The sequence below is a fragment of the Brachyspira pulli genome (assembly GCF_036997785.1).
Taxonomy (GTDB): Bacteria; Spirochaetota; Brachyspiria; order Brachyspirales; family Brachyspiraceae; genus Brachyspira; species Brachyspira pulli.
This window is the reverse complement of record NZ_JAWLQI010000035.1, coordinates 1-24,856: the sequence shown is the minus strand read 5'-3', so window position 1 is coordinate 24,856 and position 24,856 is coordinate 1. Positions and strand designations below refer to the sequence as shown.

At 25.7% G+C, this 24,856-nt stretch carries 15 protein-coding genes; 5 read left to right on the top strand and 10 right to left on the bottom strand.

Annotated features, from left to right (window positions below; translation table 11 throughout):
- Nucleotides 1-44: 44 nt before the first annotated feature.
- Nucleotides 45-1,394 (top strand): citrate/2-methylcitrate synthase, encoded by a 1,350-nt coding sequence (locus tag R4K56_RS08975; RefSeq protein WP_335756878.1) that lies wholly within the window; start codon nucleotides 45-47, stop codon nucleotides 1,392-1,394.
- 88 nt (nucleotides 1,395-1,482) lie between these two features.
- On the opposite strand, the gene serB is transcribed toward R4K56_RS08975, so the two are convergent.
- From serB to R4K56_RS08960, 3 genes are all read right to left on the bottom strand, one after another.
- Nucleotides 1,483-2,103, bottom strand: a complete 621-nt coding sequence (serB, locus tag R4K56_RS08970; protein ID WP_335772386.1) for a phosphoserine phosphatase SerB — start codon at nucleotides 2,101-2,103, stop codon at nucleotides 1,483-1,485.
- Between the two features lie 17 nt (nucleotides 2,104-2,120).
- The gene (gene serA / locus R4K56_RS08965) at nucleotides 2,121-3,725 is read right to left on the bottom strand and encodes a phosphoglycerate dehydrogenase (RefSeq protein ID WP_335772387.1); all 1,605 of its coding nucleotides are present in this window, start codon (nucleotides 3,723-3,725) and stop codon (nucleotides 2,121-2,123) included.
- An 893-nt stretch (nucleotides 3,726-4,618) separates the two neighbouring features.
- Complete coding sequence (locus R4K56_RS08960; RefSeq protein ID WP_335772388.1) at nucleotides 4,619-5,764, bottom strand: pyridoxal-phosphate-dependent aminotransferase family protein; 1,146 nt, start codon at nucleotides 5,762-5,764, stop codon at nucleotides 4,619-4,621.
- Nucleotides 5,765-5,979: 215 nt separating this feature from the next.
- Here R4K56_RS08960 and R4K56_RS08955 point away from each other — a divergent pair, with 215 nt between their 5' ends.
- From R4K56_RS08955 to R4K56_RS08945, 3 genes are all read left to right on the top strand, one after another.
- Nucleotides 5,980-6,621 carry a hypothetical protein gene (locus R4K56_RS08955; protein WP_335772389.1) on the top strand — a complete coding sequence of 214 codons (642 nt, stop codon included), beginning with the start codon at nucleotides 5,980-5,982 and terminating at the stop codon, nucleotides 6,619-6,621.
- A gap of 197 nt (nucleotides 6,622-6,818) precedes the next feature.
- The gene (locus R4K56_RS08950; RefSeq protein ID WP_335772390.1) at nucleotides 6,819-9,380 is read left to right on the top strand and encodes a hypothetical protein; all 2,562 of its coding nucleotides are present in this window, start codon (nucleotides 6,819-6,821) and stop codon (nucleotides 9,378-9,380) included.
- A 192-nt stretch (nucleotides 9,381-9,572) separates the two neighbouring features.
- The gene (locus R4K56_RS08945) at nucleotides 9,573-9,998 is read left to right on the top strand and encodes a PepSY-like domain-containing protein (RefSeq protein ID WP_335756873.1); all 426 of its coding nucleotides are present in this window, start codon (nucleotides 9,573-9,575) and stop codon (nucleotides 9,996-9,998) included.
- Nucleotides 9,999-10,112: 114 nt separating this feature from the next.
- On the opposite strand, the gene R4K56_RS08940 is transcribed toward R4K56_RS08945, so the two are convergent.
- Nucleotides 10,113-12,371, bottom strand: coding sequence for a lytic transglycosylase domain-containing protein (locus tag R4K56_RS08940; protein WP_335772391.1), 2,259 nt, complete (start codon nucleotides 12,369-12,371; stop codon nucleotides 10,113-10,115).
- A gap of 328 nt (nucleotides 12,372-12,699) precedes the next feature.
- Entirely contained in the window at nucleotides 12,700-14,961 is a 2,262-nt protein-coding gene (locus R4K56_RS08935; RefSeq protein WP_335772392.1) for a lytic transglycosylase domain-containing protein, read from the bottom strand.
- A gap of 162 nt (nucleotides 14,962-15,123) precedes the next feature.
- On the opposite strand from R4K56_RS08935, the gene R4K56_RS08930 reads away from it, so the two are divergent.
- On the top strand, nucleotides 15,124-16,494 hold the full coding sequence (locus tag R4K56_RS08930; RefSeq protein ID WP_335772393.1) for an aldehyde dehydrogenase family protein: 1,371 nt from the start codon (nucleotides 15,124-15,126) through the stop codon (nucleotides 16,492-16,494).
- Between the two features lie 68 nt (nucleotides 16,495-16,562).
- On the opposite strand, the gene R4K56_RS08925 is transcribed toward R4K56_RS08930, so the two are convergent.
- From R4K56_RS08925 to R4K56_RS08905, 5 genes are all read right to left on the bottom strand, one after another.
- Nucleotides 16,563-17,669 carry a SpoIID/LytB domain-containing protein gene (locus R4K56_RS08925; RefSeq protein WP_335769773.1) on the bottom strand — a complete coding sequence of 369 codons (1,107 nt, stop codon included), beginning with the start codon at nucleotides 17,667-17,669 and terminating at the stop codon, nucleotides 16,563-16,565.
- A 155-nt stretch (nucleotides 17,670-17,824) separates the two neighbouring features.
- Complete coding sequence (locus R4K56_RS08920) at nucleotides 17,825-18,724, bottom strand: DMT family transporter (RefSeq protein ID WP_335759951.1); 900 nt, start codon at nucleotides 18,722-18,724, stop codon at nucleotides 17,825-17,827.
- A gap of 18 nt (nucleotides 18,725-18,742) precedes the next feature.
- Complete coding sequence (locus tag R4K56_RS08915; protein ID WP_335772394.1) at nucleotides 18,743-20,215, bottom strand: sugar phosphate nucleotidyltransferase; 1,473 nt, start codon at nucleotides 20,213-20,215, stop codon at nucleotides 18,743-18,745.
- 19 nt (nucleotides 20,216-20,234) lie between these two features.
- On the bottom strand, nucleotides 20,235-21,530 hold the full coding sequence (locus tag R4K56_RS08910; RefSeq protein WP_335759949.1) for a CDP-glycerol glycerophosphotransferase family protein: 1,296 nt from the start codon (nucleotides 21,528-21,530) through the stop codon (nucleotides 20,235-20,237).
- Nucleotides 21,531-21,597: 67 nt separating this feature from the next.
- Nucleotides 21,598-24,600: a YidC/Oxa1 family membrane protein insertase gene (locus R4K56_RS08905; RefSeq protein WP_335772395.1), complete on the bottom strand. Its 3,003-nt coding sequence runs from the start codon at nucleotides 24,598-24,600 to the stop codon at nucleotides 21,598-21,600.
- Nucleotides 24,601-24,856 lie beyond the last annotated feature (256 nt).

Sequence of the window (24,856 nt, the reverse complement as noted above, 5' to 3'; positions counted from 1 at the left end):
CATTATATTTTATAAACTAAAATCAATTAAAAAGGAGTTTATTTATGAGAAAAGAATATTTACTTTATAAGCTATACGATCATTCTAGTAAACGTATAAAGATAGATAGTGAGCTTTTTCAGAAATATAATGTAAAAAAGGGACTTAGAAATGAAGATGGTACCGGAGTGTTAGTAGGACTTACAAATGTTGGAGACGTTGTAGGATATGAAAAAGATGCTGAAGGTAATGTTTTCCCTATAGACGGCAAGCTTTATTACAGAGGTTATGATTTAAATGACATAGCTAAAGATATACTTGAATCAAAAAGATTCGGATATGAAGAAGTATGCTATTTATTATTATCTGGAAAGCTCCCTGATGAAGAAAGATTATCATATTTTAAAGAGCTTATTTCAGAAAATATGTATTTGGATAAAAAAACTATTATGAATATAATAGATTTGGAAGGTCAAAATATTATGAATATACTTTCAAGAAGCGTACTTGAAATGTATATTCATGATCCTAATCCTGAAGATTTATCTTTAGAAAATTTAATGCTTCAGTCTATACAATTGATAGCAAGATTTCCTGCTATTATTGCTTATGCATATAATATGTATAAATATAGTGTTAATCAAAAATATTTAAATATTACATTGCCTAAAACCAAATATTCCATAGCAGAAAATTTCTTATACATGCTTAAACAAGAATTTACTCCTTTAGAAGCGAGAATGCTTGACTTACTTCTTATACTTCATGCTGAACATGGAGGCGGTAATAATTCCACATTTACAGTACGTGTAACAAGTTCAACTAGAACAGATACATATTCAAGTATATCTGCTGGAATTGGTTCTCTTAAAGGAGATTTGCATGGAGGAGCTAATGCAAAAGTAAGTGATATGTTCAGTCATTTAAAAGAAGTTATAGATGATTGGGATAATATCAATGAAATAGATGATTATTTAATAAAGATGTTAAATAAAAAAGCCTATGATAAAAGCGGATTAATATACGGAATGGGACATGCAGTTTACACTTTATCAGATCCTAGAGCTGTTATATTAAAAGATTTAGCACGTCAGCTTGCTAAAGAAAAGAAAAAAGAATGCGAACTTGAGTTTTTAGAATTAATAGAACAAAGAGCAGTAGAATGTTTTATAAAAGTAAAAGGCGATAAAAAAAGAGTTTGTGCTAATGTAGACCTTTATTCTGGATTTATATATGATATGCTTGGAATACCTCAGGAAATTTACACTCCTCTATTTGCTATGTCAAGAATTGTAGGTTGGTGTGCTCATAGAATAGAAGAATTAAATTTCGATGATAGAAGAATAATAAGACCAGCATATAAAAACGTATCTGAACCTCAAGAGTTCATAAAAATGGCTGATAGAGGTCAATAATATCGTATAATTTATGGCAATAAAAAAAGAGGCTTAAATAAATTTTTAAGTCTCTTTTTTATTTAACTTTTATAAAACAAAAAATAATTTAAATTTTATCTAATATAAGTCTTAAATCTTTTTCATTTATTATTATGGTTGCTTCTTTTTTCAAAACTTCTTTAGCACAAAATGCCACTTTATTTTTAGCATATTTAAACATGCTTAAATCATTAGCTCCATCTCCAACAACTAATGTATCATTATAATCAACATTCAAAAGTTTCTGCAATGTTAAAAGCATATTACCTTTGCTATTAGAAAACATCATTTCTCCTCCAACTTTTCCAGTAAGAATATTATCTTTAACATGAAAAATATTTGAGAACTCTGCATCCAAATTTAATTTTTCAGCAAAAGGAATAGTAGCATTTTTAAATCCGCCGGAAAAACATACACATTTATAATCTTTTTTATGAAGTTCTTCTATTGTTTCTTTAGCACCATTCATAATAGGAAGCGAATTACAAATGTCATTAACAATTTCTAATTTTATTCCTTTTAATAAAGCTACTCTGCTTTGAAGACTTTCAAAAAAATCTATTTCTCCTCTCATACCTCTTGCAGTAATTTCTGCAATCTCATTTGCAAAATTCGTTTCTCTAGCAATGATATCTAAAGTTTCACCGTCCATTAAAGTAGAATCAAAATCAAAAACTGCTAACTTCATTTTTATTTATCCTTTAATTATAAAGTATATTCAGCTGTAAGTCTTACATATTTAGGGTCAGAAACACCGTCTATATTAGAAATTTTAGTTATAACATCATTTCCTATAACTCTATCAACGTTTATAGCCATCATAGACATGTTGCTTCCTTTTATATTTTCTGATACGCTCATTGAACCAATATTTATTCCGTCGCCTGAAAGTACTGTTGCAACTTTTGCTATCATAGCAGGCTGGTTTATATGAGGAACAACCAATATATGAGGCTGAGGTTTGATTATAACATCATAATCATTAAGTTTAACTATTCTAGCTATATTCTTAGCTATTAATGAAACAGAAACACTTGTTACATCTTTATCTGTTGTTAATTTTACTTTAAGTATGCCTGTAAAAGTAGAAGGAGCTTCTGATTTTATAGTTTTTACTTCTATTCCTCTTTGCTTAGCAAGATATGGAGCATTAACATAGTTAACATCTTGGAACATATAAGATAATGCACCTTTTAATATAGCAACTTCAAGAGGCTGAATATCTAAATTGATTAAATCGCCTTGTGCTGTTATTTCAAGAGATTTTATTTTACCATTAGCAACCTGCATTATCATTTCGCCAGCATTCTCTGCTATTTTCATATAATCTTTAACTGGTTCTAATTTTTCAGGATTAAGTGAAGGGATATTAACAGCTGATTCTGTGTATCCTCCAGATAATACTAACTTAATTTGTTTTGCAACATCCAATGCTACATTAATTTGTGCTTCCTTAGTGCTTGCTCCTAAATGAGGTGTAAGTATTAAATTATTATTTTTATATTGAACTAAAGGACAAGTTTCTATTTTTGGCTCATTAACAAAAACGTCTACTGCAGCTGCAGCTATAGTACCATTTTCTAAAGCTTCTTTTAAATCTTCTTCATTAACAAGTCCGCCTCTTGAACAGTTGATAATAATAGCAAATTTTTTCATCTTAGATAAATTATCTTTATTAATTATATTATTTGTTTCAGGAGTTTTTGGTATATGCAAAGATAAATAATCTAATTTTGGTAAAAACTCATCTAAAGAAGTTTCATAAACAGCACCAGTTTTTTGAACAATATCTTCAGTTGCAAATGGATCGTATACGATAACTTTCATTCCAATAGCCAAAGCAATGTGTACAACTTTTCTTCCAATTCTTCCAAATCCCATAACTCCTAAAGTCTTTCCGAAAAGTTCATTACCAGTAAATTTATCTCTATCCCATTTAGCTTCTTTTGTAGAAACTACTGCTGGTACTATATTTCTTGATACAGCAAGCATCAATGCAATAGTATGCTCTGAAGCAGCTATAGTATTTCCGTCTGGAGAATTAACTACAATAATTCCTTTTTCTGTAGCAGCTTCAACATCTATATTGTCAACTCCTACTCCGGCACGTCCTATAATCTTTAAATTATTTCCTGCTTCTATAATCTTTCTTGTAACTTTAGTCTGGCTTCTTACCATCAAAGCATCATACTCTCCAATAACTTTTACAAGTTCATCTTCGCTCATAGTAGGAAGAAATACAGCTTCAGAAACATCAGCTATTATATCCTTAACGCATTCATTTATTTTATCAGTTATTAAAACTTTCATTATATATTTTCTCCTTTATTGTTATGCTTGCCTCCGCCTACAATAAGCAAATAAATAAATTTATTTGCTGGCTTCGGCTCGCTTATTGTTGCTATGTTCGAAAAATCCTATAAGCTCCTCGATAATTAAATTATCGAGGAGGATTTTTCTCACTTCTCTTGTTGCTATGCTCGAAAAATCCTATAAGCTCCTCGATAATGAATTATCGAGGAGGATTTTTCTCACTTCTCTTGTTGCTATGCTCGAAAAAGCCTATAAGTTCTTCGATAATGAATTATCGAGGAGGATTTTTCTCACTTCTTTTGTTGCTATGTTCGAAAAATCCTATAAGCTCCTCGATAATTAAATTATCGAGGAGGATTTTTCTCACTTCTTTTGTTGCTATGTTCGAAAAAGCCTATAAGTTCATCGATAATAAATTATTGAGGAAGATTTTTCTCGTTTTATTATCGTTATGCTCGCCCACCTATAAGGTGCCTAATTGGTACGCCTACAATAAGCAAATAAATAAATTTATTTGTATATTATATCCCTGTTGGACGGCTTAGGCTCGCTTATTGTTGCTATACTCGAAAAATCATATAAGCTCCTCGATAATGACTTTGTCAGCCTTAGACGAATATCGATGGCTTTTTCTTTTTTATTATTGTTATACTCAAAAAAGCATCTGAATTCTCCAATAATAAATTATAGGTGTTTTTCTAGCTTTTATTACTAATAAAAAATTATTATAAAAATAAAATATTCTAATATAATTTTTCTATTATATTAGAATATCTATATACAATTTTTTAATTTATAATCTAATAAAAATTTTACGTTCTATCAATTTTTTATTGTTTTTTTGCAAAGTCAAAATATAAAAACAAAATATAATTGTTTACATATATATTTTATTTATTTAATTCTTCAATTAATGTTTTTACTCCTATTCCTAATTCAAATTTATATCCCAACTTCAAAAGACTTGCTTCCAAAGCTCCAACTGCCATTATTAAATCACGTTCACAAACGAATCCTAAAGTACCAATTCTAAATATTTTATTTTCTAAAGCACCCTGACCATTCGCTACTATTATATCATAATCTTCTTTCAAAGTCTTTCTTATATCTGGAACACTTATTCCGTCTGGAGGAAGTATTGAAGTTATTGCATGGCTTGCATTATTATCATCTTCAACAAGTAATTTTAATCCAATTGCTCTGATTGCTTTTCTTAATGATAAAGCAAGTTTTTTATGTCTTGCATTAACATTTTCAATACCTTCTTCTTTTATCATTTTTAAAGAAGTGTGCAAAGAAGTGATTAAACTAACTGCAGGAGTAAAAGGAGTTGTATCTTTAACATTAGATTTTTTATGTTCTGTCCAATTAAAATAAAAACTTGGATATTTACATTTTTCATGCATTTTAAAAGCTTCTTCGCTTGCTGTTAAAAAAGATAATCCCGGAGCTATCATGAATCCTTTTTGAGAACCAGACACTGCAACATCAATACCCCATTCATCTGTTTTAAACTCCATAGCACATAAACTTGTTATACCGTCTACAACAGATAAAGCACCATGTTTTTTTATTATAGAACATAATGTTTTAATATCATTAGCAGCACCAGTTGAAGTTTCACTATGAGTTAGAGTTACGATTTTTATATCTTTATCTTTATTCAAAGCTTCTTCAAGCATTTCAGGTTTTATAATCTGTCCCGGATCAACTTCTAGCTTTGTAACTGCTGCTCCTCTGCTTGCTGCAATTTTAGCCCATCTTGCACCAAAATTTCCAATAGATAAGCATAATACTTTATCGCCTTCATTAATAAGGTTTTCTAAAGCAGAACACATTGCACCTGTTCCGCTTGCTGTAAATAAAAATACATCATTCTTAGTTTGAAACACATATTTTAAATCTTCATAAACTTCTTTTAATATATTTGAAAATTCTTTACTTCTATGTGCCATTGGGTGTTTAGCCATTTCTATCAATGCTGATTCTGGTACTGGTGTGGGTCCTGGTATCATCAAAAAAGTTTTATCCCTCATAAATAAAACGCTCCTTTAATATTTAAAGTACAATAATATTTCCATTATTATAGTACATATATTATTTTTTACAATACTATATTTAGTAATATATATAAAAATTATTTTTTATTTCACTATAAAGTACTTATTATCTACATAAAAAACCAATTCTGTATAAAAAATAATTGTTTTTTTAAAATTATTTACTAGATTTATACTAAAATTATTTAAATATGTTAAAGGATAAAAACAATGAAAAAATATTTATTTTTCTATTTATATTAATATTAAGTATATCATGTTATAATGCTGGAAAAACAGGTCCAAATTATAATAATGGTAATTCAGAGCAAGATGGAAACAATTCTGTAGAAGAAGGAAATTCAGGTGAAACTGAAATTCTAGATCAAGAGAAAAAAGATAAAGAATGGAAAGATAAAGTATCAAATCAAAAAATTACAAAAATGAATTATTATTTCGATTCTGAAGGAAATATAATTAATAATGGCACTACTGTAAAAGAATATTTATTCCATAAATGTTTAGATGCGAATACATCAATATACTATTATGAAGATGATCCTACATACTTATATGATATAGGCGATCCAGATTCTCCATCAGGATTAAAAGTAAAAATATATTGTCTTGTAAAAACAGTTGAAGAACAAAATAAAATATACTTTTTAGATGGAATAAATAATTGTACAATAGAATATAGACTAAAAATTTCAGAGTTTATAGCAAATAATCATAATATACCCGATTGGACTAAATTACCTATTATGACAGAAAACGATATAGACACTACTATAGACATAAAAGATAAAAGATGGTCTGATTGGGGATATTTTGGACAAAATATAATAGGATAATTAATAAAAAATATAAAAAGGTATTAGCTTAATTTTGAGTTAATACCTTTTTATTTTATTAATACATATTAATCATTAAAATATTTTAATACAAAACTCCTTGACAATACAGCATCTTTTATATATTATTTAATATCTAATTTTTTATCATAATAAAAATTATTAACTTACTTTAATCAAATAAGGAATAATAAATAATGAAATCACTAAAAAAAGAAATTATATACCCTGTTATATTTATATTGCTTTCCATACTGTTTTTCTACAGTAATTTAACATTCTCATACCTTCAAATGGGTGATGTTATTCTTTGGGATATAAAAAATATTAAAGATGCAATATTCAGCGGTAATTTATATTTTTGGAATAATGCCTATTTCACAATAGCATCATCTTCAACAGTTCCTATTCACCCTAAAGCATTACTAATAGCATTATTTCCTAATGAAATATATCCGCAAATGAGTATAATATTTCATATAGCTGTAATGGGATACGGACTATTTTTATTTTTGAGAGAAAAGAAATTATCAATAAAAGCATCTATGTTTGGTGCAATTGCTTTGATGTTTTCTAATGCCATAATAACTCTTATACTTCCTGGACACTTAGGTAAATTTGAAACTTATTGTTATTTTCCTTTTGTTTTGTATTTCTTATCTAAAGCTATGAATACTGAAAAATGGATTCATTTCTTCTTTACTGGAGCTTTTTTAGGAGTAGCATTTCTAGGCGGTGCATTGGACGTGGCTATGTACTTTGCTTTATTCTTATCATGTTACTTCTTATATTTGCTTTATAATAAAAAGAATGACAAAAAAATAATTGACTTTATAAAGACAGATATTAAAAAAATAATTCTTTTATGTGTAAAATTTGCTTTAGTAGCAGTATTTTCTTTTTTAATGTCTATACAAATAATAATGGTTACAAAAAATACTCAAGATATGGGAGCTGCTGGAGTTGAAGATAAAAAACAATTATGGGAATGGGCTACAAGATGGTCATATCCTCCTGAGGAAGTATTAGGATTTTTTATACCTGGCTTCTTTGGTTATTATTCTGGAAGCGAAACTCACCCTTATTGGGGAAGAATAGCTAATATGCCTGGAGAGCCTAAAACTTCAAATTTCTCTTTAACTTCTGCCAATATTGGTTATATAACTTTCCTATTTATAATATTTGCTATTTTTATAAGCAGAAAAAAATACAATGAAAAATATTTCTGGATAGGTACTGCCCTATTCTTTTTGATAGCAAGTTTCGGAAGATATTTCCCTGTTATATATGGAGCATTGTTTCAAATTCCAATATTCAGAGATGCAAGAAACCCAAATAAATTTATAGAAATTATACCTATACCTTTTGCTATACTATCTTCATTTGCTGCAGATTATATATTTAAAGCAATAGAAGCTAAAAAAGAAGATAAATTATTAAAATATTTAGAAGATGATTATAAGTATATAAATATAGCTCAAAAAATAATGTATATTATAGCTATAGCCTCTGTTGTATTAGCATTAATTACAATAATAGCTAATGGTGTTATATATAATAACTTTATTGCTGACTGGAAAGAGCAAAATGCTGCAATAATAGCAAAAAATATATCAATGTCTTTTGTAAGATTAATGTTAATGTCATCTACTGTACTGCTTTTAATGAATAGTGCCATTTCATTAAAGGATATAACTATAAAAGATAAATTTGCTGTAGTAGTTCCATTTATAGGATTTATATTATTCTCTATGTATGATTTAGGACATATTGGTTTCCTTGTTATTGGAAGTATTATAGTATTTTTATATATAATAATTGCTAATAAAGAAAAATTATTTTATAAATACTTACCATATATGTTTATGGCAGTATTATTTTTGGATTTAACACAAAGCGGAAATATGTTTATAGTTAAATCTAATATTAATCAAATGTACAATTCTACTCCTATAGTTGATCATATATTAAAAGAAGAAGGCAATAAAACAACAATGCCTATATTGATTCCTTATCTATATAGATATACAACACATACAATGCCTTATTATAATATACCTTTAACAGAACCTCCTGCAGCAAGCAGATTATCAAAAGATATAACCGATACTTTTATGAGATTTAGAATAAATGATTATGTAGGGTATCAGCCTAGACTAATGGATTTGCTTGGAGTAAGATACATTTTAAGTCCTACATATTTAGATCAGTCTATTCTATCAAATGATTTAACAAAAATAACAGAATATCAAGATCAATTCTCTGCTGCAGTTTTATATGAATTAAAGGGTTATAGAAATAAATATGAATTTGTAAACAATGCCTATAATGCTGTTGATTTCAATGACGGGCTTGGAAGAATTAGTATGCCTAATTTTAACTTGGCAAATGAAGTTGTATTGTTAAATAATTCAAATAAAAATATAACTTTAAATAACAATAATGCTATTCATAGTGTTGAATTATTAGAAGAAACTGACAATAAAATAGTATTCAATGTAAAAACACCTGATGCTGGAATACTTGTATCAAAAGAGCGTTATAATAATGATTGGCAAGTTACAGTAAATGGAGAAAAAAAAGAGTTATTAAATGCCAACTTATTATTCAGAGGTGTTTATGTTGAAGCGGGCGACAATAATATAGTATTTGAATTTAAACCTTCAATGAAATATTTATATAGTACTGTTATTTGTTGGATTATATTCATAATAATATCAATAATAAATTCAGCTTTATATATAAAAAGAAATTCATAATAGCATATAAAAGATTATTAATAATAGCTCTAATGTAAATTTTTATACATTAGGGCTATTATTTTATCAACTTTTATTAAAATATTTTTCAATTAATATTCTGTTGTAAATAAGAAGTAAAATATTTGTAAAAAATATTGACATGAAATAAAAAATATGATATACTATACTTAAAAACGAGGGAGGTGCTGTATGAAAATGATGAAGATCGTATTAGCAATTATCATATTCACCTCTAGTACTTTATTGGCTGACAGAATTATTCCTCCTGAATCATTGCCTGATAGAGCAAAACAATTCATATCAGGAGCATTTCCAGATGCACAGATATGGTATGTGGAATTAGATGATGGTAAATATGAGGTAGAACTTTCCAATGGTATTAAAATAGAATTTCTACGTAACGGCGATTGGAAAGAAATAGAAGCCGAGTATATAGGAATACCGCTTAATGTTTTTCCACCCAATGTGGCAAAAACAATACAGAACACATATCCTCAAACAGTTGTTATTAGTGCTGAAAAGAAATGGGGAACTTATGAAGTAAAGCTTAACAATATGATGGAGCTTTATATATCTTCTAACGGTCAGCTGATAGGACAAAAATTTGATGATTGATTTACTTTCCATCCCATATACAAAGCAGGGTATTAGAAAAATCTAATACCCTGTTATTTTTTAAATTAACTAAAATAAATAATTATATCTACTTAAAAATTTTCAATATATATTTTAATCCTTATAATACTTACTATAGAACTCATAGCTTTTAATAACGCGTTCTACATAGTATTCAGTTTCCTCAATATCAATAAATCTTCCTGTACGATACATATTATTAGTTCCGTATTCAGATTTCCACCTTCTTCCTCTTCCTGAACCTGCATTATAACTTGCTGCTACTAATATATAATTACTTGCCTTTTGACTGCTGAATAACCAACCTAGATGAGAAATACCTAAATTAATATTCTGCTTAGGGTCTGTTAAATCTAAAGGAGCATATCTATACCTAGATTTTTTATTTTCAGCTGCTGCTGTTGTAGGCATTAACTGCATAAGTCCCATAGCTCCAACCCAAGACTTAGCTTTTATATCAAATAAACTTTCCTCACGCATTATAGCATATACAAATGCTGGTTCTATTTTATAATATTTAGCTTCCGGTACAACATACTTATCAAAATACCTTGGATAAACTTTCTTTCTAAGTTCATCTGGAAGCAAATCTGTATTTTCGTTATAAGGATATCCAAAATATTTACCTATATTAGCTGATATTTGCATAAGTCTTTTAGTTCTGCCTGAATCTGTAAATATTTTCTCAGCGAAATAATACAGCGGATATGTTACTTGTGTTTTTTTAAATACTTTATCAAATTCTGTGTATGCATTATCGTAATCGCCATAATAATAAAGTACTATAGCCTTATTTACTTCTCTTCTAGTCTGTAAAGATAATTCATTAAACAAATCATTCTCATTTCTATTGGAATACATATCTTTAACAAATCTATTTCTCATAAGTATAGTTTTAGCTAACTTTCTGCTTTCTTTCATAAGATCATCTTCTTTTCCAGTAGCAATATAATTTAAGAATTGTATCTTATCAAGCATTTGCATAGACTTAGTATAATTTGAATCAGCATAATATTTTTTAGCTTCATCTAAATAATATGCATTGCTAATCTCAACATTATGAATCATTTCATCACTAGCTAAACTTAAAGCACCTTTTACAAAATAATGACTTTTACTAGTAAGCAAACTTTTCATTATATATTCATCTCTCTTTTCTGTATCTCCAAATTCTGAAGCAGTCCACATATTCCAAGATAATGCAAAATCATGTCTGAATTTTGGATATCTAGCCTCTAATGCTTTTGTTGCAAAATATGTTTCTGTTTTATTATTTAATTTAAATGCTTTTCTTAAATATGATTTTAATGCTAATTCAGTTTGCCAGCTCTTAGGAAATCTTTTCATAACATTAGTTAAATATACTTTTGCCTGAACTAAATTATTTCTATTCAAGCTAATATTAACAAAGCTATTATATATTCTAGGAACATAATCATCTCTTGGATACTCTTTCAAAAAAGTATTATATAATTCCATCGATTTATTATAATTTTTTAATTTACTGTAATTATCCGCAGAATAATAAAGTCCTAATCTTCTATGTGCTTTATTGTTAGGATTGGATAAATATTCATTAAATAATATTGATGCTTCTTTCCTATCTCCTGATAATTGCTTGATTCTAGCCATATAATATATGGAAGTAGCTTTATGTGAATTATGATCATATAAGTATTTGAAATGAGGTAATGAAGCTTTTCTATATCCAGAATCATAAAGTGCTGCTGCTACTTTGTATTTTAAATCATTATTAAATGAAACTATATCTTCGCTGTAATTATTATTATAATATATAATAGCTTCCCTATTCCCAAATTTAGTTAAAAGTTCATAAGCTATCATTTTAGCTTTATTAGTATCATCAGTATTTCTTAAAGCCCTAATACCTACAAATTCCTTAATCCATTTTTGCTTCTTGCTATTAAAAAAATTACTGATAGGATAATCATCTCTGTAAAACTCTGCCAATGCTTTATACTGTTCAGCATAAGGATATAATGATGAACGCGGATATTCTTTCATTAATAATGAATATAAATTTATAGCTTCATCGTACATATTAGTATATAATGCACTTTTAGCTCCATAATAAATAACATAATCATTAATAAGCATATTTTCTTCTGTATTCATTATATTTGTAAATTGATTATATGCTTCTAAATATTTCTCTCTGTTATATAATTCTAATGCAGTACCATAATTTATTTTACTTTTTGATATTATATTCTTCTTTAATGAAATGTCCTGAGCACCTAGCATTGAAGTCATTATTATAACAATGATTTCAAAGCAAAGAGCAAACAGTAAAACTCTTTTATTAATAATAGCAGCTATTTTATTTTTCATTTACGCAAAATCCAAAAAATAGTTTTTTATATAGTAAGCATTATTTTATTATTTTTTTGATTTTTTGCAAATAAATTTTACATTTCGATTATATACTGAAAATTTTAAGTTTGTCAATTTTTTTGTTGTTCTTTTTCCCGCCGCAAAAAGAACCTTATATCCTCGGCAAGCTCGGATACGCTTCGCGAAAGTGCAATTATGAAATTAGTACTAAATCATACTAAAATTGTTTTACATGTAAGATAGATTATTAATTTAAGCTAAAATATAGCCCTTCGCGAAGCGTATCCAAAATTTTCAGTATATTTCAAATATGTTTATAAAATTATTAATCTTTATAATATTTTTTGTAATGTTCATAACTATTGATAACTTTCTCTACATAATATTCAGTTTCTTCAATATCAATGAATCTTCCTGTACGATACATATTATTAGTGCCGTATTCAGATTTCCACCTTCTTCCTCTTCCTGAACCTGCATTATAACTTGCTGCTACTATTATATAATTGCTTGCATTTTCATTTCTAAATAACCAGCTTATATGTCCAATACCTATATTAATATTTTGTTTTGGATCTGTTAAATTTAAAGGATCGTATCTATATCTAGGATTCCTATTTTGTTCCTCAGCTGTTGCAGGCATTAACTGCATAAGTCCCATCGCTCCAACCCAAGATTTAGCTTTTGGATCAAATGTACTTTCTTCACGCATTATAGCATATATAAAAGAAGGCTCTATTTTATAATGCTTTGCCTCTGGTACAACATATTCATCAAAATATCTTGGATAAACTTTTTTTCTAAATTCATCTGGAAGCAAATCTGTATTATAAGTATAAGGATAATCAAAATACTTTCCTATATTAACCGATATCTGCATAAGTCTTTTTGTATTTCCTGAATCTTTAAAAATCTTTTCAGCAAAATAAAATAATGGATAATTTACTTCTTCTGCTTTCTTAAATATTTTATCATATTCTGTATATGCATTATCATAATCACCATAATAATATAAGAGTATTGATCTATCAACTTCATTGGTAGTTTGCAATGATAATTCATTAAATAAATCATAATCACTTTTACCAGAATATAACTCTTTTACAAATTCATTTTGCATAAGAATATTTTTAGCCATATCTCTAGCAGATTTCATTAAATCATCTTCTTTTCCAGTAGCAATATAATTTAAAAATTGAATCTTATCTAGCATTTCCATAGACTTAGTATAGTTTGAATCAGTATAATATTTTTTAGCTTCATCAAAATAATAAGTATTGCTGATTTCAACATTTTTTATCATTTCATCATTAGCTAAGCTCAAAGCACCATTAACAAAATAATGATTTTTACTTGTAAGAAGTATTTTCATTAAATATTCATCTCTTTTTTCAGTATCTCCAAATTCTGATGCACTCCACATACTCCAAGACAATGGAAAATCATGTCTGAATTTTGTATATCTTTTCTCTAATGCTGAAGTTGCAAAATAAGTTTCAGTTTTATTTTTTAATTTAAATGCTTTTCTTAAATATGATTTTAATGCCAATTCAGTTTGCCAGCTATTTGGAAATTTATTGATAACATTAGTTAAATAAACTTTTGCCTGAACTAAATTATTTTTATTTAAACTTGTGTTAACAAAATTATTATATATTCTTGGAACATAATCATCTCTTGGGTAATCTTTCAAAAATGTATTATATAATTCCATTGCTTTTGCATTATTTGTTAATTTATCATAATTACCAGCAGCATAATAAAGTCCCATTTTTCTATATGTTTTATTATTGGCATTAGATAAATATTCATCGTACAATTTAGCTGCTTCTGCCCTATTTCCTTCCGCTTCATTTATTCTTGCCATATAATAAGTTGAATTTCCCTTATTATAATTATTAGAATATAAATATTGAAAATGTTTTAATGCTGATTTTCTAAATCCAGCATCATAAAGTACTGAAGCCGCTTTATATTTTAATCCATTATCAAATAATGATATTTCATCTTCATAATTATCATTATAATAAATAATAGCCTCAGTATTTGATAATTTAGTTATAAGTTCATAAGCTATCATTTTAGATTTATTTGTATCATCAGTATTTCTTAAAGCTCTAATGCCTACAAATTCTTTAATCCAATTTTGTTTCCTGCTATTAAAGAAGTTGCTCACAGGATAATCATCTCTGTAAAACTCTGCTAATGCTTTATACTGTTCAGCATAAGCATACAATGGGGAATTGATATATTCTTTCATTAATAATGAATACAAATCTATAGCTTCATTATACATATTAGTACTTAAAGCACTTTTAGCACCATAATATATAATATAATCTTTTATAATTGAATCTTCATCCCTATTCATTATATTGGTAAATTGATTATATGCTTCCAAATATTGTTCTCTATTATACAATTCTAGTGCGGTACCATAATTCATCTTATTTTTTGAAGTTATTTTTTTCTTTAAAGAAATATCTTGTGCTACTAATATGGAAGTAATTACCACAATAATAATAGCAAGAGTAATAAGCAGCAATATAAATTTTTTATTAAAAATATTAGTAATTTTATTTTTCATTTACGCAAAATCCAAACATAGTTTTTTTTATATAGAGATTTTTATTTTATTATTTTTATGATTTTTTGCAAATCAATTCAATATATTAACCATAAAAAATAATGGTAATTTATAAATATTTTTGTATATTAATTATAAACAAATTATGGAGAAATATATAAAATGGATTTAATAGAATTAAGAAATAAACAAAAAGAATTTTTTAAAAGCTCAAAAACTATGAGCTATAATTTCAGAATAGAACAATTAAAAAAATTAAAATCAATGCTCATCAAATATGAAAAAGATTTTATTGATGCTTTATATCAAGATATGCAAAAATGTGAATTTGAGGCTATAGCTTCAGAATTCTATATGGTTATAGAAGAAATTAATTTATTCATAAAAAATCTAAGGAAATGGATGCATCATAAAAAAGTAAAAAAGAACATGATTACAATGGATGCTAAAACTATGGTAATAAATAAGCCTTTTGGTGTATCATTAATAATATCTCCTTGGAATTATCCTGTTCAATTAACTTTTCTTCCTCTTGTTGGAGCAATAGGTGCAGGAAATACTGCAATAATAGCACCTTCTCAATTAACTCCAAAAGTTTATGATGTAATATATGATTCAATAAAAAATACATTTGATGAAGAATATATTGCAGTTATAGATAAAACTGTACCTCCAGAAAGCACTACAATAATAGAATACGATAAAATTTTCTTCACAGGTTCTCCAAGAGTTGGAAAAATAATTATGTCAAATGCATCTAAATTTTTAACATCTGTAACTTTAGAACTTGGAGGAAAATCTCCTGTCATTATAGATGATATAAATGGAAATAATTTTAATAAAGCTGTAAAAAGAATTATATGGGGAAAATTCTTAAACTCTGGTCAAACATGTATATCTCCAGATTATATATTATTAAGAGAAGATTTAAAAGAAAAATTTTTAACTGCATTTAGTAAAGAAATAGAAGTATTCAATAAAGAAAGAAAACTTCACAGAATTATAAATGAAAATCACTATAAAAGAATAAAATCATATTTAAATGATGGAAAAATTATTTATGGCGGAGAATATGATGATAATAATTTATCTATATCAATAAGTCTTGTAGAACCAAAAGATTTAGAAACTAATATAATTAAAGATGAAATATTCGGAAGTGTTTTCCCAATACTATATTATAAAACAAAAGAAGAAGCAAGAGAACTAATAGAAAAAATATGCTCTACTCCTTTAGCTATGTATATATTTTCAGAAGATTTAGCATTTAATTATTACTTCATAGAAAAAATAAGTTACGGCTGCTGTGCTGTTAATGACACTATAAGTCAAATATTAAATCCTCATGCACCATTTGGAGGAATAGCAAATAGCGGTATAGGACAGTATCATGGTTATGATAGTTTTAAATGCTTTTCAAAAGAAACTACTATATTAAATAAAGGCTATAATTTTGAACTTACTACAAAATATCCGCCTTATGATAAAAATATAAAATCACTTAAATTCTTATACAATTTAATAAAAAAATAATTTACAAATAAAAAGGCTTGCATTGAAAAATATCAATACAAGCCTTTAAAATTCTTAATTATTAAAAATTAATTTCCCCAAACATCTGGTTCAAATTCTTTATTAACTCTATTATAATCAACAATATCAACACCATTATAATAGAACTTTAATATTTCTTTATAATCTTTTTTTACTTGTGCCATACCATAAGCACCCCATTGACACATACCTACACCATGTCCGCTGCCTTTACCAGTGATTATAATACCGTTATCAACTTTTTTAATAGTAAAGTTAAGAGATGGAACTACTTTAGGAGAAAGTGTTGTTCTGAAATCTCTTGAAGTGATATCGCTTTCATCTATTTTTATATTTGTAGCTTTACCTGATTTAGGGTCAGTACTTATTCCTATAGATGATTTTTCACTAGCATGTACAGAATAACTTGCTAAATCATTATTAAGTTCATTATAAGTTAAAGTATTTGTCCAAGGTTTTATTTGAGCATTACAATAAGGACAAGAAACACCAGCTAAATATGGAACAGCAACACCAAATACATTTTCAGCACTGTCAGTATGTCCGCCGCATAATGCACTAAAATAAGTAGCTATTACTTTACCTTTATAAACAGCTATTTCATATCTAGTTCTGTCTACTGCCTGTTCAACAGACCAATTCATTTTTTCTTTACCATTATAAACTTGATATTTAGTAGTATTATCAACATCAAAAGGAAGTTTATTAGCATTTTTTAGTATATGATACATAGCATAAGTTCTAGCTGCTACTGCTTGTGCTTTTAATGCTTCCATAGGCCAATCTGGAGACATTTCATGAGGAAGTACTCCTTTTACATAGTCTTCGATATTAAGCTCATTAACTACTATCATAGTATTATTATATGGAATAAACATTAAAGAACCATAATAATCAACACCATTCAAATTAAAACCATCTTGTGTTTCAAATACTATACCTTCTTTATAAACACCAACATCATTAACTTTTAAACCTAATCTGTTTTCTACAACCATTACTTTTTCATTTGTAAGAGCAGAAATAATTTCACTCTCATACTTATAATTGTAAGCTTTGTATGGACCTTTTATATTAATAGTATATGGTGCTTTTACATCTGTTAATTGTACTCTGATGATATTTTGATTGGCAAATGCATATATACTATTCATAGCTAAAAGTACTAGCAACAAAAACAAAGACTTTTTGACTCCCATAATTTTAATGCCTCCTTGCAATACATAAAATAGTTCATCAAAATTATCGGTAGTTTACTGCTTTACTTTATTTATTTAAAAAATACCTGTTCATTAATTTATAAATAAAATTATTTTATATTCTTTTTTAATCTAAGTTCTGAAATAATAACCCCTAATAATGTTAAAAACATACCTAATAAAGCTATTAATGTTATTTTTTCTTTAAGTACAATAATAGATACTATGATTGTAATTACAGGTGTTAAATAAACATATATATTAGTTTTTATAGCACCAATTAAAGAAGTAGCTTTATTCCATATAATAAAACATATTCCAGATGCAAAAACAGCTACAAAAATCATATTAAATAATATAATAGGCTTAGTTAAAGATTTAAAATTAGGGCTAAAATCTAAAAAGAAAAATGATGGTATCATAAATATAATACCATAAAATATAACCTTCCTTGTTGATAAAATAACATCATAATTTCTTTCTGTAATTTTTGTTATTAATACAGAATAAAGTCCCCATCCCATACTTGATATTATTGCCATAATATCACCTAATGGATTTAATTGCAATTCTATTTTACCATTAAAACTTAATATTATTATACCTACTATAGAAATTATAAAACCTATAAAGAAATTTATATATGGCTTATCAATTCTTAGTAAAAATGAAAATATACCTGTAAATAATGGGGCAGCAGCAATGATAACACTTACATTTGAAGCTAAAGAATAATCTATTGCTAGATTTAAAAATAAATTGTATATTGTAATTCCTGTTAATCCACAAAGAACAAAATATAATTCATCTTTTTTATCCTCTAATATAAGTCTTTTTGGTTTTATTATTAGAAGAAATAAATATCCAAAAACGAATTGCAAAACCAAAAGTTCAAGAGGACTGAATTCTTCTAATAATATTTTAGTTGAAACATAAAGAGAAGACCAAAAAAATACACTTAAAAAAGCAAAAAAGTGACCTAATAAATATTTTGTCTTTACAAAATTCATAAATTATTTTTCCTATAACTATTTTTTATTTTTCATTAGATAATTAATATTTGAATGAAATCTACTTAAATAATTTCTACCCAAATCTATAGAATCATAAATCCAACCCCACAAAGCCCATATATAATTAGACATCAATTGACCTATAATAACCTCTTCATATGTTATATCTTCATATATTTCTATAAAGCTACATATTTGTTCATAAGTCAATTCTAGCTCAGCTGTAAAATTACCAATCTCCCATAATATTGAACTAAATCCGGCATATTCAAAATCGACAAATTTTATATCACTACCATTATACATTATGTTTGGAAGCTGCAAATCTCTATGACATAAAACTTGATTTCCTTTATCCATGTTATATGCTAAATTAAGTAAAAATTTATGTTCTATTTTAGTTACTATATTAATATTTACTAATCTTTCATAATTTTCTATTTCTTTAACCATTGATATAACATTAAAATCTTTATGATCATTATGATTTATGCTATGTAATTTTTTCATCTGTTTAACAATTAATGGGAAAATAGTATCGTAATTTTTTAAATCTTCAAAATCTAAAGACCTATATCCATATAAAAAATCTGTTAACTTTATATCACTTTCATAAAAATCACTTTTAGGTACTATATCTTTATCATATATTAAAGACAATATTCTACTTTCAGCATTTCTATCAATAATATTTTCTGTACCTTTACCAGGTATCCTAATAACCTTATCATGACCTAAAAATCTAATCTTATAATTAACATTTGTAATTCCAGCTAATTTTTCAATATTTCCATCATCAGAACACTGTTCTGCTATTTCTTTTGGTGTTAATAAATCATAATACAAGGCATCTTTAAATGAATCTATTTCTACATAAAGATCATCATAATTAAAAGCATAAAAATTTATTTTATTAAGAGATCTCAAAATACAATATTCCCAATATTCATCATCAGAAGTTTTCATTAATTCTTCTTTAAGAACAGCTATATCATTTTCATTATCAAATATAGCAATACCATCACCATAACCGCTTGTAGCATTTGTATCTATATCTATAAGTCTAAAATTACGATCAACTATATATCCCCAAGAAACAACACCATCAGTAATTTTTTGAGCTAAGAATTGTGATAAATCAGACCTAATATAATCAAAAAAATTATTTCTTAAATATAAATCTCCATTAAATATTATTGTACCTTTTACTATCTCATCTATAACTAATTTTAATGAAGCACTGCTATTTTTAACAGCATAATCATCGTATACTACTTTTTTAAAACCTAATCTTTCTTGGTATTCATCAAACATTTCATGTTTGTATCCTGTAACAACAATTATATCATCTACACCATTATTTTTTAATATTTTAATCATATTTTCAAGTAATGTTTTACCATTAATTTTTAATAAAGGTTTAGGTTTTATTAAAGTCATAGGAGCAAGTCTAGTACCCCTACCAGCGGCGAGTATTATAGCTTTCATAATTTATCCTAAATAATTTTTATTGTGCTGAAAGATTAATAAGCATATTATTCATATAATCAGCAGATCTTTTTGCTGATTCTCCTTGATACATATAAGCTTCTTCTTTAGCTTTAACTATATTTTCTTTTAATGTATTATCATCTATAGCATTATCAATTATATTGGCAATATTTACAAAATTATTTTCATCTAATTTAAAACTAATTTTTGGTAAAGTCTCAAATGTCCAAACTTCTTCATCAATTTCTATAGCATCTGTACCTCTTTTATCAAATATAAAACTTGGTATTATCACAGGTTTTTCAAATAAAAAAGTATAGTCAAATATAACTCCAGAAAAGTCTGATATCATTATATCTGCTCTAGCTAAAGAATAAATATTGAGTCTATTAAAATCCCATTCTACATTTTTTTTATCTTTATATCTATTTTGAAATTTTTCTAGAACATCTTTATCTGATATTGAAGATTGAGGATGCGGTCTAATTATAACATTATAATCAGAATTGACAATATTATCTAATAATTTCTCACCAAATCTTCTAAAAATACAATTCATTCCCCAAGACGGAGCTATTAAAACTGTTTTTTTATCTTTATTCTTATATTTTTCTTTCAATTCTTCTACAACAGTACTTTTTAATTTTGATAATTCATCTAAATAAGGACTTCCTACAACATACAAATCTTTTACAACAGTATTACGTTTTCTTTCTAGTTCCCTAATATCTCTTATCTGATGTTCACCATTTAAAAATACTGTATCAAAAAAATCTAATGAATATAAACAATAAGTTGATGTTTCAGCTGATGAATGAGTTATATGAATATACTTCTTTACTCCTTTAGAGCGTTTTAATTGAAACACATCTAAATTTGGAGTTGTCATTAAACAAATATCAGCTTCTATAAAATTTAATTTAGCATAAGCCTTATTCCCAACACCTATAAACTCAGTATAAAGTAAATCATTCTTTATTTCAAATATTGGGTCATCTTCACTTGAACTATAATAAATTACTGGTATTTCTAATTTTATTAACTCTTCTATTATTGGTTTAAATACATTACAATATCTTTTATCTTCTCCATAAATTATTATTCTTGCCTTTTTTGAAGCTTCTGTTTCTATATTCTTGCTCTTAGAAAAAGAAATTGTTTTTAATTTTATTAACAATGCTTTTGATAAAAAGAAAAGTGTACCTATTATACCAAATAATGCTGAGAAAAGTAAACTTCCTGTTCCTGGGTCTATATATCCAAATGCATTACTTTGTAATAGTATAAATAATGCAAGTATTGTAACTACCATAATAATTCCTTCAAAAATAAATACTAGTATTTCATAAATTATATAATATTTTAATATAAAAATCAAACTATTTTAATTCTATTTCCTTTGATTCTTTAGTATTCCAATCAATTTCAAACTTTTTCCAATTGTTTATATCAAATATATTGTCTTTTACATAATAATATCTATCAAAATTATATCTATTACTATATTGTTCCACTATTCTTGAACTATTTATATCTAATATAAAAATACCTTTATTTTTATAATCATTTGTTATTAATTTACAGCTAAATACATTTGTTATATTTGGTATATGTTTTGTTGCTAAATAAGGAACATCTGCTATAGTTGAAAAATCACCATCTAATTTAACATTACCATTAGAATAAAAATCTTTATACATTAATAAAGCATTAAATTTTGATACAAAACTCATATCATCTTTAAACTTATCATTATTTAAATTATCTGCATGATCTGAAACAATAATAATTTTAGTATTATCATATAAATTATTTTTCTTTAAATATTCTATAAACTCTACAATACAATTCATTGAAGCAACATTAGCATAAAAATGTTCCACACTATTATTATCTTTATATCTAATTAAATCTTCATCATTAATTATTAATTCACTAGGATCTTTATATGGTAAAAAATCAGAATTAATATATAAAGGACTATGTGTTATCATACTATGTACTATATTACAATAATTACCTGTATCTTCTATATTTACAAAGTCTTTAGTATATAATAACATAGCATATTTATACAAACCAAAAGATACTTTAACTGAAGAAGATAAAAACCAATTATTATTATCATAAAAATTATATCTTAAAGTTACAGGAAGCATTCTTAATATTGAAAATCTTATGGACTTAGATTTCTGTTCTTCTAATTCAAAATTCTCTACATTAACATTTGTTAATCCTAAATATTTATTAACGCTATATGAAAATAAACTGTCCTCATTGTAGGCATTTATATTAGAATAACCATTAAAAATACTTAGATCAGGAATCCAAGAAAAATTTGCATAAGTAGGTTCAAGCATTACACTCTTATAATTATATTTTTCTAAAGATAATGGTATAGTAAATAAGCTACTATTATGAAAATTAGTTATATTATATGTTCCGTTAGTACTCATTTCATAAGGTAAAAAATCATATCCGCCATACAAAGAAGATATTGTAACTGTAGTAGCAGAATAAGATACATTATTAGTAAAAACTACAAATCCATCAAATTTTTCTTTGTATTCTGGAAATTGCTCAAAAGCATCTTGCCAATAAAATGAAGCTGCTCTATCCAATATAAATACAAATATATTATTACCATTTTTAGATAAATTAAATATCTTTCCATTGTTTGATAAATTATTATATGCATTAATATTCTTTAATTTGTTATACTCTTTAGATATATTAAAAATATTAAATAAAGATGACAAAACTAGAACAATAAATATAATATAATAAACATTCATTATTAATTTAATTTTATTTTTCTTTAAAAGAACAACTAACAAAAATACACAAATTAATATATAAAAAATACTTAATAAAATATCTTTTAAATTTGAAATTAATAAATCAGCATTTTCAAATGAAAAATTTGAATTTATATTAACATAATCTCCAACCATTACAAATACATTAATAAATATTATAAAGAATGAAAACATATAAAATAAAGTAATATAATTTTTTACTTTATCTGAAAATAATAAATATATGAAAATTGGATAAAAAAAGAATATTCCACAACTTATAGATAAATTATTAATAATCAAATAAAATGGACTACTAAATTCTTGTACTGAACTAGATATAATAGAACTTAAAATAAATATACCAGATAATAAACTAATTATTAATCCGCTTAAGACCATTAATCTATTTCTATTTTTCACAAATGATTTTAAAGAATTATCATTAAAAATAAAATTAAATATTTTTCTTGAATTAAATAATATTAATAACAATAGTAATAATAAATATATATTAATTATATAATTTTTCAAATATAACTTATAGTAAATTTCTATATTTGTATTTTGAAGATTTTGAATATTATCTTTTGACTTTATAGAAACATATATAGTATTTATAGTGTTGTATGGTGGAAAAACTATTTCTGATATAAAATCTGGAATTTTCTTTGCATTCCCTTTAATACCAAATATATCACTGGTTTTAAATATTTTACTATAATAAGCAACTCTAGCAGAACAAGTATATAAACCATTAAAATAAGAATAATTTTTTAAATCTGTAAGATATGCTTTTCTCTCTATATTAGATAATAAAGATAAAGATATAATCAACAAAGTAAGAATAATAAAAAATATGTTATAAACTTTTAGCAATTTATATTTATTAACAACAAATATATTATAAAGTTTATATTCAATTACTATATTTTTTATAAAAGAAAACAAACAATTTATAGTCCAATAAAAAAGAAGTCCTGATGGCGAATTATACAATAAAACTAAAAATATTAATGATACTATATATAATGGCAAGCTCTCTTTAAACTTTAATTTTTTAGCATAAACAAAACCAGATAATAAACTAAATAATGTCATCAAAAAAGGAAGTAAATTGATACTTATATTACCTATATGAATTAAAGCATCTGGTTTAGATAAATCTTTTATAAATAAGAAACTTACACCGCTCAATCCTGTTAGGCTGTGTACAAAATTATAAGCTGCCATAAAAAATGGTATCTGTATTAATAGCCCTAAAGTACCGCGAAAAGCATATATTGTTTTATATCCATTAATTCTTTGACAAGCTCTTATTAAAAGATATCTTTGATCTCCTTTATATACAGACTTGATATTATCTATCATTGGTTTCATTTTATCTTGAATAGCCCTTTCTTTAGCCTGCCAAGATTCTGCTACATTATATAAAGGAAGTGATAAAAAATTTATACATAAACTTAAGAAAAATAAACTTACACCATAACTTGATTTGAAAACATTGTTAAACAAATAAAATAATATTTCTATTATAAATTCTATAGGGTATATTGTAATATTATAAAGAACATCAAAAAGCATCACAATACCCCCAAGAAATAATTTTCTTTGAGTTTATGATGTTTCCTACAAAAAATTGATTTATATAAATATTTATGAACTGTTGACTGTTGACTGTTGACTGTTGACTGTTGACTGTTGACTGTTGACTGTTTCATATTTAATTACCAAATTTATTTTGTTAGATGATAAATCAAATCATAATAAATGTCAATGTATATTAACATATAATTATGTTTAAGAGCCATAGATATTGCACACTTTTAGTTTAAAAAAA

Coding starts and splice junctions, on each gene's coding strand:
- R4K56_RS08905 (WP_335772395.1), bottom strand. CDS start 24,600: ATGCTTTTTGATGTTCTTTATAATATTACAATATACCCTATAGAATTT.
- R4K56_RS08940 (WP_335772391.1), bottom strand. CDS start 12,371: ATGAAAAATAAAATAGCTGCTATTATTAATAAAAGAGTTTTACTGTTT.
- serA (WP_335772387.1), bottom strand. CDS start 3,725: ATGAAAGTTTTAATAACTGATAAAATAAATGAATGCGTTAAGGATATA.
- R4K56_RS08975 (WP_335756878.1), top strand. CDS start 45: ATGAGAAAAGAATATTTACTTTATAAGCTATACGATCATTCTAGTAAA.
- R4K56_RS08930 (WP_335772393.1), top strand. CDS start 15,124: ATGGATTTAATAGAATTAAGAAATAAACAAAAAGAATTTTTTAAAAGC.
- R4K56_RS08920 (WP_335759951.1), bottom strand. CDS start 18,724: ATGAATTTTGTAAAGACAAAATATTTATTAGGTCACTTTTTTGCTTTT.
- R4K56_RS08955 (WP_335772389.1), top strand. CDS start 5,980: ATGTTAAAGGATAAAAACAATGAAAAAATATTTATTTTTCTATTTATA.
- R4K56_RS08950 (WP_335772390.1), top strand. CDS start 6,819: ATGAAATCACTAAAAAAAGAAATTATATACCCTGTTATATTTATATTG.
- R4K56_RS08915 (WP_335772394.1), bottom strand. CDS start 20,215: ATGAAAGCTATAATACTCGCCGCTGGTAGGGGTACTAGACTTGCTCCT.
- R4K56_RS08925 (WP_335769773.1), bottom strand. CDS start 17,669: ATGAATAGTATATATGCATTTGCCAATCAAAATATCATCAGAGTACAA.
- serB (WP_335772386.1), bottom strand. CDS start 2,103: ATGAAGTTAGCAGTTTTTGATTTTGATTCTACTTTAATGGACGGTGAA.
- R4K56_RS08935 (WP_335772392.1), bottom strand. CDS start 14,961: ATGAAAAATAAAATTACTAATATTTTTAATAAAAAATTTATATTGCTG.
- R4K56_RS08910 (WP_335759949.1), bottom strand. CDS start 21,530: ATGGTAGTTACAATACTTGCATTATTTATACTATTACAAAGTAATGCA.
- R4K56_RS08945 (WP_335756873.1), top strand. CDS start 9,573: ATGAAAATGATGAAGATCGTATTAGCAATTATCATATTCACCTCTAGT.
- R4K56_RS08960 (WP_335772388.1), bottom strand. CDS start 5,764: ATGAGGGATAAAACTTTTTTGATGATACCAGGACCCACACCAGTACCA.